Source organism: Novosphingobium sp. FKTRR1 (assembly GCF_020404405.1).
In the GTDB taxonomy this organism is placed as follows: Bacteria; Pseudomonadota; Alphaproteobacteria; order Sphingomonadales; family Sphingomonadaceae; genus Novosphingobium.
This window is the reverse complement of record NZ_JAIZDA010000031.1, coordinates 34150-44105: the sequence shown is the minus strand read 5'-3', so window position 1 is coordinate 44105 and position 9956 is coordinate 34150. Positions and strand designations below refer to the sequence as shown.

The 9956-nt window shown below is 60.2% G+C and carries 12 protein-coding genes; 8 read left to right on the top strand and 4 right to left on the bottom strand.

What is annotated here, in order from left to right; translation table 11 throughout:
• Nucleotides 1-274: 274 nt before the first annotated feature.
• From hxsC to LDN95_RS19425, 4 genes are read right to left on the bottom strand one after another with little or no spacing between them, the layout of a single operon-like run.
• A complete protein-coding gene (gene hxsC / locus LDN95_RS19440; RefSeq protein WP_226019225.1) occupies nt 275-1426 on the bottom strand; it encodes a His-Xaa-Ser system radical SAM maturase HxsC in 1152 nt (383 codons plus the stop codon).
• Complete coding sequence (gene hxsB, locus LDN95_RS19435; protein ID WP_226019224.1) at nt 1423-2889, bottom strand: His-Xaa-Ser system radical SAM maturase HxsB; 1467 nt, start codon at nt 2887-2889, stop codon at nt 1423-1425. The genes hxsC and hxsB overlap by 4 nt, the downstream gene beginning before the upstream one ends.
• Nucleotides 2882-3205, bottom strand: a complete 324-nt coding sequence (locus tag LDN95_RS19430) for a hypothetical protein (RefSeq protein WP_226019223.1) — start codon at nt 3203-3205, stop codon at nt 2882-2884. Before LDN95_RS19430 ends, hxsB begins: the two co-directional genes overlap by 8 nt.
• A 3-nt stretch (nt 3206-3208) precedes the next feature.
• On the bottom strand, nt 3209-3475 hold the full coding sequence (locus LDN95_RS19425) for a hypothetical protein (protein ID WP_226019222.1): 267 nt from the start codon (nt 3473-3475) through the stop codon (nt 3209-3211).
• A gap of 292 nt (nt 3476-3767) precedes the next feature.
• Here LDN95_RS19425 and LDN95_RS19420 point away from each other — a divergent pair, with 292 nt between their 5' ends.
• From LDN95_RS19420 to LDN95_RS19385, 8 genes are all read left to right on the top strand, one after another.
• Nucleotides 3768-4796 (top strand): recombinase family protein, encoded by a 1029-nt coding sequence (locus LDN95_RS19420; protein WP_226019221.1) that lies wholly within the window; start codon nt 3768-3770, stop codon nt 4794-4796.
• An 80-nt stretch (nt 4797-4876) separates the two neighbouring features.
• On the top strand, nt 4877-6391 hold the full coding sequence (gene istA / locus LDN95_RS19415) for an IS21 family transposase (RefSeq protein ID WP_226019220.1): 1515 nt from the start codon (nt 4877-4879) through the stop codon (nt 6389-6391).
• Nucleotides 6378-7106, top strand: coding sequence for an IS21-like element helper ATPase IstB (istB, locus tag LDN95_RS19410; protein WP_054123598.1), 729 nt, complete (start codon nt 6378-6380; stop codon nt 7104-7106). The genes istA and istB overlap by 14 nt, the downstream gene beginning before the upstream one ends.
• 368 nt (nt 7107-7474) lie before the next feature.
• Nucleotides 7475-8080 (top strand): hypothetical protein, encoded by a 606-nt coding sequence (locus LDN95_RS19405; protein ID WP_226019219.1) that lies wholly within the window; start codon nt 7475-7477, stop codon nt 8078-8080.
• A 91-nt stretch (nt 8081-8171) separates the two neighbouring features.
• Nucleotides 8172-8597, top strand: coding sequence for a hypothetical protein (locus LDN95_RS19400; protein ID WP_226019218.1), 426 nt, complete (start codon nt 8172-8174; stop codon nt 8595-8597).
• A complete protein-coding gene (locus LDN95_RS19395; protein WP_226019217.1) occupies nt 8594-8899 on the top strand; it encodes a DUF5818 domain-containing protein in 306 nt (101 codons plus the stop codon). Before LDN95_RS19400 ends, LDN95_RS19395 begins: the two co-directional genes overlap by 4 nt.
• Complete coding sequence (locus LDN95_RS19390) at nt 8899-9096, top strand: hypothetical protein (protein ID WP_226019216.1); 198 nt, start codon at nt 8899-8901, stop codon at nt 9094-9096. The genes LDN95_RS19395 and LDN95_RS19390 overlap by 1 nt, the downstream gene beginning before the upstream one ends.
• Before the next feature lie 209 nt (nt 9097-9305).
• Nucleotides 9306-9947, top strand: coding sequence for a S24 family peptidase (locus tag LDN95_RS19385; protein WP_226019215.1), 642 nt, complete (start codon nt 9306-9308; stop codon nt 9945-9947).
• Nucleotides 9948-9956: the final 9 nt, after the last annotated feature.

Genomic DNA, 9956 nt, shown 5'->3' with positions numbered 1-9956 from the left:
AGAAGATATTGGTTCCCACGAAATCCGCGCACGCATGGCCAAGCTCGCCAAACGCCGCGCCTCCGGCAAAGCCGCCCACACCATCAACATGGCTCGATAAGCAAGGCGGCCCTCAGGCCACGCTTACTGAGTTGGTCGGATATGGCCAACTGCAAGTGGCCACTCAGATAATCGAACTTTAGGTTTCGGCACGTCGTGCGGAGCGCGATAAGATCGAGTAAGATAAGCGTGCAGCCCTGATGGCAATCCGAAAAGGCAACTTCCAATGCTGGTTCTAGATCGGGCGTATCCCTCGGCTTCGAGCATGGGTAACGCTCGCAAAGAAACCTGCGCATTCTTGCTTTGAAGTACAGTTCTCGCATTCAGGCAGGTAGGTCTGCTTCCAATCGCTGATCGATCGGCGTGCGTAAGGCCTAACCTCCGTTGGCATAACGCAAAGCTGGCTGTTATAGACGGACGTCCTGATACCTGCACCAGCTAGAATTCGAACCGCTGCACTGAGCTCGTTGGCGTAGTCAACTGGGTCGGCCCAGATCGCTTCGAGATTCGCCCGCGCGAAGCCCGTCGGTTCAAGCCCCATCAGCGCGACGTGGTCCACGAACAGCAGGTTCCGCGAAATGAACCGAGCGAGATTCGGCAATCGTCCCACTGTCTGCGCCTGCAATACCACCCTGATTTCAACCCTGACGCTGCTGGCCTTCAGCGCCAGTATTCCCCTGACCGTCTCGTCATACGCGCCATCCGCTTGGACAACATGGTCGTGGAGGTGGGCTAAGTCAGAGTAGAGCGGTATCCCCAACATCAGATCATGATGGCCGATTGAAGCGAGCTTTGCCGCCAGCCTGCCATCAGCAAACTGGCGGCCGTTCGAGAGGATATGAAGCGCGGTGCGCGGCAAATGTGAGGCTGCTGCCTGAACGAGCTCAAGGAAGCGCTCACCCAACAGGGTCGGCTCGCCTCCCGTGAATCCGATCTCAATTGCATCTCGGCTGACGAGCGGGATTGCCCGCAATATCTCGTCAACAATCCAGCCGTCTTCAACATCTCGCGGCGGTTGCGAGCACATCAAGCAATAGTTGTTACAGCGCTCTGTCAGGAGAAAATGATTGTACGGCGAGCAACGGCGATAGAGCACTCTCAGTGCTTTGCGCTTGGGGTCGACCGCGATGACGTCGCCTTGGCCCAAGAACTTCGTTTGGTCCGGCGCGACTACGGCCTGCGCATTGCCGGGTAGGCGCACCAAGTCATCAGCGGATGCAAGCAGGTACCAGGCAAAGCCGTTCGGAACTGCCTCGGCGCCGACGACATATCCTTCCTGTGCTCTGACAACTTCAGGCCTCTCAGGCGATAACGAAACCCGAACAACATCAGCTTGCCCGACTGGAGCGTTGTGGAACTCGAGCGCACGAGCACGAAGGGGAATCATACCCTGTTCGCCCACTTCTGAAAAAGTGCTCTGACGTCATCATCCGCTTCCATCCGGGTTATCAGGCCGCGGAAGAGCGCCATGTTTCGCGTACAGAATGCTGACAGCGGCTTCTTGCCTACTGCATCGCCCTGTGTGGCGTGATGGAACACCGGGTCCGCCCCGCACCACGGCTCAAATGCGCAAGAGGAACAGCCGGGTACCGACCCGGCAAATGACTGCATCAGGGGCTCAATCAAGGCATCGCCAAGCATGATCTCCTCAAACGAGTTCTGATGGACGTTTCCTAGCGCGAACGTCGGATCGCCCATCTCCGCCAGCATGCGGCTTTCATCGGATGCGTAGACGGTGCCATCATAGTTGTAGACGATGGCAGCAATTCCGATTCCGGCGGGGCTCATCAGATCCACGTAGCTGGTCTGAAGCGGGGTCAACATTTTCTTGAGCACCATCGCGGCATAGTGCTCAATGAAGTCAAATCCCTGCCGGTTCAGGGCGATAATGTAATCGAGACCCTCGAAGTAGAACTCCAGCCAGCGCTCACGGCTGTAGGCAGCGTACGACTTGGTTTTGATGGCGAACCCATAGGGCGACAACGGACGAAGAAAAATCCCGCCAAAGTCTAGGCGCAGATACTCGTCAATGATCGCTTTGACCCGGTCCAAGCTGGCCGAAGTCGTCGTCATCAGTGCGCCTACATTGTAATGTCCAAGTGCGCGGCGCGCTCGGTGAATACCGTCTACTGCCCGCTGATGTGAGTCGCGCCCTGGTCGGGGACGATTGGCATTATGGAGATCTGCGGGACCATCGAGTGATGTTGAAACGAGAATGTTCTCTGCCTTAAAGAAGGCAAGTGCCTCATCGCTCAAAACGGCGAGATTGGTGGCAACGACAAACGCGAGTTCGCGTCTGGCTGTTTCGTTGCGGCGTTTCGCCTCTTCGACAATCGCCTTGATCAAGGGCAGATTGAGGAGGGATTCTCCGCCTTGGAACTCAATCTTGAGCGCTGGCGAGGGGGACCGAAAGACAAGATCGAGAGACTTCATCGCGGTATCGAGCGACATGTCGAACTCGCCGCGGTCATTGTTCGCCCTCGAGACCTGACAGTACGGGCAACTGTGCTCGCAGCGCAGCGTCACAACAAAGATGTGCAACGCGGTGAAATTCGCGAGCGGGGCAAGCTTGGTCCTGAGCTTGAGCGCAAGCAGATCAACCCCTACACCTGTGTCGGCATCGATCAGAAAGTGGCGCGCTTTCAAAGCATCGTAGGCCGGATCCTGGGGCGTCAACTCTTGGCGCGCAAACTTGCCGATTGTTTCCCTGTCGAGGACGAGATGTTCGCCGACCAGGTTTGTCGCGACATAGCGCTCATTTTCATCCAACGCGGTGAAGCGCCAGGGCAGCATGGTGTAGGGTGCATTGGCTGAAGCATCGAACGCATCAGCTGGACGAAACTTAGCCACCCTGTAAGCCCGTCCGCGAGAATGCCAGGCCCAGAATCAGATCGCGATAGGCGCTGGTTCGTTCTTCAATCACGAGGCGGAGCTGGTGATCTGTAACTTCTCGGCGAAAGGTAAGTTCTGCATCGGCAGCGCTCGCTTTACCGAGCACGTGCAGTTCGCAGACAATCTCTGGTTCGGTCGCCAGAATTCGCACGTCGATTGTAGCCATCATGGCATAGGCTGCTCGGTGCACGGCTTCGACCGAATATGCAGAACCGCACAGCGAAACGCGTTGCGCAGCCTGCGGATCAGGCGTCGTGACCGTTTCGGATTTCACAACTCAAAATGAGCTGGAAGAGTGAGAGCTGTGGCTCGAATGGCTCGAATGGCTCGCGTGACTCGAATGACTGGCGTGCTGCGCATCAGCTGTCATTACGTCAGTCGAAACGCCAAGGATCAGTTCCGACATATTGGTAGCCATCGCAGCTTGCGAGACCTGCTCAACTGCATTGACCAGCTGAGGATCATGGGCCGCCTGCGCCTGCGTGGATACGAGCAAAGTACTGACGGTCAGCGCAAACGGCTTTAGAAAATTCTTGCTCGACATGGTGGTCCCCATATGTACACAGCGCGACGACCATCATCTACCAGAGTTGACGGGTCAAGAGTGGATACCTCCAATTTCATAACAAAAAATTGCAGAGAGGTACCCGGACACAGAAACAATCGTTTGTAGTTCGCCTATTGGCTCGCATCGGAATACAAGTCGAGCGATCGACCCTTACTTCCCCGATCTGACTATTACCGGCTATTCACCTAGCGAGATGGCGCCTAACGTTGCCGCTGTTTTTGAGCCGCTGGAGCAAGCAGACTTGTCTTCCCCTTTCAGGAGGATGACGATGTCGGAGATTGTCACAAGCCCACCCCACCGCTGCGCCATCTACACACGCAAAAGCACCAACAGTCGCCTAGATCACGATGTCAATTCGCTGACCACACAGCACGAGATCTGCTCGGCCTATATTGCCAGCCAGCGGTATCGCGGCTGGACTGAACTGGCACAGCGCTACGATGACGGTGGTCACTCAGGCAGTGGTCTCGAGCGGCCAGCGCTTGCTTCTCTCATGAAAGACATCGAAGCCGGCGAGATCGACACCGTCGTCATCTACAAGATTGATCGCCTGACCCGCAGCCTGCTCGACTTCGTAAGGTTGATCGAAATTTTCGACAGGCGGTCAGTTGGACTCGTATCTGTGTCGCAAGCGTTCGATACGGCCGACAGCATGGGCCGCATGATCTTGAACGTCCTGCTGACATTTTCCCAATTTGAACGGGAACTGATCGCCGAGCGTGTTCGGGACAGCATACGGACTCGCAAACGCCATGGCCGCATCCATGGCGGGCTCGCACCGTTCGGATATGAATACCGAGAGGGGGAACTTGAGATCGTCGAGGCCGAAGCTGAGATCGTCCGCTTCATTTACGCGGCATTCCTCAAGCATGGAACCTACACTGCCGCAATGACGGCTGTGCGGGAGGCCGGACTCTGTAGCTCGCGCAAGGCATCAGGAAAGGGAGGAACGAGAGGTGGAAATCCTATCAGCCCAGGGTCGGTCTACAACATTCTCCGCAATCCCATCTACGTCGGCGAGATCCGAGGTCATGACCGCACATGGCCAGGCCGGCACGCAGCAATCATCGATCGGAGCACCTGGGAGGAAGCGAGCTCCTTAGTGGCCAGCCGTACTCGCAAGAGCCCATCAGCTCTTGGTACTGACCACGTCTTGGCGGGAGTTCTGTGGGACGATCACGGGCGCCACATGTTGCTCGATGCCAACTGGGTCGACGGACAGCCCTACCACTTCTACGTGTCGAGCAACGCGCAGTGGTCACAGGTGTGGACCGGCGTGCAAAAGGGACCCCGTTAGCGGGGTGATCGGCGTCTAAAAGGGACCCCTCATTCCGATGGTGTAGCGGGCCGCCTGGTATTCCAGGTGGCGAGATCGGGATGTTGGTGGTGGAGACAGTCGTTCGGATCCGGCGCGAGCACGCGGGTGGGAAGGCGATCAAGGCGATTGCGCGGGATTTGCGGTTGTCGCGCAAAGTGGTGCGCAAGGCGATCCGGGCGCCGGAAGGCGCGTTCGATTACCATCGCACGGTCCAACCGCTGCCCCGGCTTGGGCCGTTCCAGGAACGCCTCGATACGCTGCTGACGGAGAACGAGGCGCGGCACCGGCGCGACCGGCTGCGCATGACGCGGATCCATGATCTGCTGTGCCGGGAGGGGTTCGAGGGATCCTACGATGCGGTCCGGCGCTACGCCCGGCGCTGGGCGGAAGCGCGGCGCAAGGATGCCGGTGACGGCGCCCCGGCGTTCATTCCGCTGCTGTTCCAACCCGGCGAGGCATACCAGTTCGACTGGAGCCACGAGGATGTGGAGATCGCCGGCAAGCCGATGCGGGTGAAGGTGGCGCACATGCGGCTGTGCGCGTCGCGGGCGATCTATGTCCGGGCCTATCCGCGCGAGACGCAGGAGATGGTGTTCGATGCCCATGCCCGGGGCTTCGCCTTCTTCGGCGGCGTTCCGTTGCGGGGGATCTACGATAACATGAAGACGGCTGTCGCCGCGGTCTTCGTCGGCAAGGAACGTGTGTTCAACCGCCGGTTTTTGGTCATGGCCGACCATTACATGGTCGAGCCCACGGCCTGCTCGCCGGCAGCGGGGTGGGAGAAAGGTCAGGTCGAGAACCAGGTCCAGACCATCCGTGGGCGCTTCTTCCAGCCCCGCCTGCGCTTTACCAGCATCGAGGAGCTCAACGGATGGCTGGAGGCCGAGTGTCTGCGCTGGGCCTCGTTGCATCCCCATCCCGAACGGAAGGAACTGACCGTGGCTGAGGCACTGGACCTCGAGCGGCCAGCCCTGCAGCCCATGCTGGCGCCGTTCGACGGCTTCCACGAGACCACGCATGCCGTGACTGGCACTTGCCTGATCAGCTTCGACCGCAACCGCTATTCCGTCATGGCCAAGGCCGCGCGGCGGGCGGTCCAGGTCCGCGCCTATGCCGACCGGATCGTCGTGCGCCTCGGTGACGAGGTTATCGCCGAACATGCCCGGCACTTCGGCCGTGACCGGACGATCTACGATCCCTGGCATTATCTCCCCGTTCTGGCCAACAAGCCCGGCGCCTGGCGCAACGGCGCCCCCTTCCAGGGCTGGGACCTTCCGCCGGCACTGGCGCGGCTGCGCCGCAAGCTGGGGAGCGGTGATGAGGCCGATCGGCGCTTCGTGCGGGTGCTGGCGGCCGTGCAGACCGATGGCCTGGACGCGGTCGAGGCCGCGATCCGCGAAGCGCTTGATGCCGGCGCCGCCAGCGACGAGGTGATCCTCAACATTCTGGCGCGATACCGCGAACCAGCGACTGACCGGCCTCTCGACGTGGTCGTCGACCTCAAGCTCAGCCATCCGCCGATCGCGGACTGCGCCCGCTACGACACGGTGCGAGGCCTCGATGCAGCGGCATGAGATGATCGAGGCGATGCGCGGGCTCGGCCTCAGGGGCATGGCCGGGGCGTTCGACGAGGCTGTCACCACGGGGCTGCTGCGCAAGCGCACGACCCACGAGATCCTGACTGACCTGCTGCGGGCGGAAGCGGCGCATCGTCATGCCGCCTCGATCCGCTACCGCATGACCGCAGCCAAGCTGCCGGTGGTCAAAGACCTCGATGCCTTCGTGTTCGAGGGCACGCCGATCAACGAGGGCCTGGTGCGCTCCCTCCACGCTGGCTCATTCGTGCCCGCACGGCGCAATATCGTGCTCATCGGCGGCACGGGCACCGGCAAGACTCACCTCGCCACCGCGATCACCGCCAGCGTCGTCTGCGCCGGAGCCCGCGGGCGCTACTTCAATACGGTTGACCTCGTCACCCGGCTCGAGGAGGAGGCTCGCATCGGCAAGGCCGGCGCCATGGCCGCCCAGCTAAGCCGGCTCGACGTCGTAGTCCTCGATGAGCTGGGCTACCTGCCGTTCGCCAGATCAGGCGGCCAACTGCTGTTCCACCTCATCAGCAAGCTCTACGAGAAGACCTCGGTCATCATCACCACCAACCTGGCCTTCGGCGAGTGGCCTACCGTCTTCGGCGATCCCAAGATGACCACCGCGCTGCTCGACCGCATCACGCACCATTGCGACATCGTCGAGACCGGCAACGACAGCTGGCGCTTCAAACACCGCAGCTGAGACACCCCAGAGAACGCCTTCGCGCTGCTGCCGCCTCCGGTCGGGCTACGCCCTCCCTACGCCGCCAGCAGCGCGAAACCTGCGCCCAGCATCAGCCGATCCACGCAACCGCAAGGGGGGCCCTTTTGCGCGCCGATAGGGGGTCCCGATTGGACGCCGATTGACAGTCACAGGCTCAATTTCTGCGCGCTTATCGGTCGCGAGCTGATCGGCTCGATGCTGTCGTCCTGGCAGCTGTCAGTGCATTTTTCGGTGATCGCAGCAGGCTTCGCGCAGCGCTTCGTGCACATGGCATTATTGGCGCTGAGCTTGATCGGTTGACTGGCTTGGGGCCGATAGCTGCTTCACGGCTTAGCGGCGCCACACCGATGCAGATCTCAGCGTTCGTCGCCGCCTTGTTTGTCCGAGTTGAGGTTGCACCGGAGAGCGTCGCGATCGAGCTTCGCCCGATCGAGATCAGGAGGCTTCTCGAATGGGACGGCCAAGGGACTTTTGTCGGACGGCCATCGGAATGGCCGACCAGCAACGCACGCTACGCACTGGAAGTCCCTGTAAGTGTGATCTCGGCGGAGCGCTGGCCATCATTTACTGTTGGCCCTCGCGACCCAAATGCCAACGCCAAACCGGACAAGCAGCTCAAGATCCTGCTCCGAGATGCCCGAGCAGCTCAGGCGCTGTTCGATGGCAATCGAGATCTTGATTTGCCTGGCTTGGCTCTGCGCTTTGGCCGGTCTCCGGGCTATTTCTCCCGCCTCATACGGTTGAACTACCTCGCACCCGATATCGTTGCGGCAATCGCCGACGGGACACAGCCACCAAGCCTAACTCGGAAAACCTTGGCGTCGGCGCACATTCCACTCGATTGGACCGTCCAGCGCCGCATGTTCGGCTTTCCTGAACCAACCCGCCCTGTCACGCCACGCAACCTGTTCGGTCGCGGCATGTGGCCGCTCTCTGAGCCCGCACGCAGCTGAATTCCGCACTCCAGCCAACAAGTGCGCAGTTCGGGATGACTTTCCCGTTCGACACTGACAGGATCAGGTACATGGATGAGATAGTGACGCCATGCTTCTAGTCCTCGCAGCAGTGGTTGTCTCCGCGGGCCAGACCTTCACTTGCACCCCCACGCATGTCTACGATGGTGACGGACCCGTTTGGTGCGCTGAGGGCCCCCATTTGCGTATCGGCGGGATCGCGGCGCGTGAGATGGATGGAACTTGCCGGTCGAACCAGCCCTGCCCCGCCGCAACGGCAATCGAGGCGCGCGATGCCTTGGTCCAGTTGCTCGGCGGACCGCGCGGAACACTAGAGACTGGTCATGTTATCGTCGCGGGACCAAGACTTGTCTGCGAATCTGTGGGTTCGGCAGGTGGCAACAGAACAGCCGCGTGGTGCCGCTTTCCGTCTGGTGCTGACCTCTCATGTGCCATGATCAGGACCGGCACTGTGCTTCGCTGGGATCGCTTTTGGAAGGGCCCAGCTTGCAAGTGAGCAGCACGCAACGCCTCGCAGGCATCATCGAAATAGGACCGGGTGGTCTCGTCCTCAAGTCAGATGGCGGTGGCACTTGGCAGCTCGAGAACGCCAGTGCAGCGCGCAAGCTCGTCGGTTCACACGTCGAGATTGTCGGGCAGCGCTGTGGGTTCAACGGACTGGTTTGCGACGAGATCCGGGTTCCGGGTGAGATCCGCCGGGAGGGTTTGAAACTGCGCCTCGAGTTTCTGATTGCAGCTGCGCTCGTTGCCTACGGGTTATACGCGATCGCGATCGCTTTAATCACGACGCTCGGCTGATGCTGAGCGACTGGGAACTCTTGGCCTGTGCCAACGAGGTCCTCAAAGCACACGGCGACGGGGCAGCCCTCTTTGTTGCTGAACAGATCGGCGCGCTCGTTCTTGCTGGTGATCAAAACAGCATCACAATCTGGCAAGCGATTGCACGAAGGATAACCGAACTCTCTAATGTTCAAGGATCACCAACGAAACAGTGATCGCACTTGCGCCCACAAGATACCTCAGTCGTCCAGCGGCACCTCCCTCGGCCCACCCTAGGTCTCACGCGAACGCGCTGGGTCGATTGCGCCCGAGGGTCGCAGGGTACACTGCTGAGCGTCGAAACCATCTTGAGTTCACATTTTGTTCCGTTTATGGATCCTTCCTAGCTCTAGGATAAAGTCCTAGAATCGCAGGAACGCAAACCATGAACGATCCACGCGCAGTGCTCGACGACTTGATCCGCCAGCGCGGCGTAAACTACTCGTCAATCTCGCGGCTGCTTGGCCGAAACGTTTCCTATATCCAACAGTTCCTCCGCAAAGGCAGCCCTCGCCACCTCGACGAGCGGGACCGCCAGATCCTGGCGCAGTTTTTCGGTGTCGATGAAACTGTCCTCGGCGGTCCAGTCGCGCGGCACACCCCAGTGATCCAGCTCGTTCAGATTCCAGTACTCGATGTCGAGGCTTCTGCGGGCCACGGTGCCTTGGCCGGCGCGGAAAGCCAGGCCGGCCAGTTCGGGTTTGACGAGAAGTGGTTGCGCAAGCTGACGCAGGCAAAGCCCGCTAGCCTCTCGATCATCAAGGTGGTCGGAGATTCGATGGAGCCAACTCTGCATGATGGCGACGAGGTGCTGGTCGACGTTGCGGACGATCAGTCCAAGCTGCGCGACGGGATTTATGTCCTTCGCATGGACGGCGCACTCAACGTCAAGCGGATCGCGATCGAGCCTCAGGGGCGGAAGATTTCGGTGGTCAGCGACAATGCGGCCTATCCCAGCTGGCAAGGGCTGGACCGCCGCTCGGTGAACATCGTTGGCCGTGTGCTCTGGTTCGGCCGCAAAGTCTGATCCCGCCCG

Bases quoted from the DNA above. Each gene is read 5' to 3' on its own strand.
- hxsC (WP_226019225.1), bottom strand. From the start codon at position 1,426: ATGATTCCCCTTCGTGCTCGTGCGCTCGAGTTCCACAACGCTCCAGTC.
- LDN95_RS19425 (WP_226019222.1), bottom strand. From the start codon at position 3,475: ATGTCGAGCAAGAATTTTCTAAAGCCGTTTGCGCTGACCGTCAGTACT.
- LDN95_RS19420 (WP_226019221.1), top strand. From the start codon at position 3,768: ATGTCGGAGATTGTCACAAGCCCACCCCACCGCTGCGCCATCTACACA.
- istA (WP_226019220.1), top strand. From the start codon at position 4,877: ATGTTGGTGGTGGAGACAGTCGTTCGGATCCGGCGCGAGCACGCGGGT.
- istB (WP_054123598.1), top strand. From the start codon at position 6,378: ATGCAGCGGCATGAGATGATCGAGGCGATGCGCGGGCTCGGCCTCAGG.
- LDN95_RS19405 (WP_226019219.1), top strand. From the start codon at position 7,475: ATGCAGATCTCAGCGTTCGTCGCCGCCTTGTTTGTCCGAGTTGAGGTT.
- LDN95_RS19400 (WP_226019218.1), top strand. From the start codon at position 8,172: ATGCTTCTAGTCCTCGCAGCAGTGGTTGTCTCCGCGGGCCAGACCTTC.
- LDN95_RS19390 (WP_226019216.1), top strand. From the start codon at position 8,899: ATGCTGAGCGACTGGGAACTCTTGGCCTGTGCCAACGAGGTCCTCAAA.
- LDN95_RS19385 (WP_226019215.1), top strand. From the start codon at position 9,306: ATGAACGATCCACGCGCAGTGCTCGACGACTTGATCCGCCAGCGCGGC.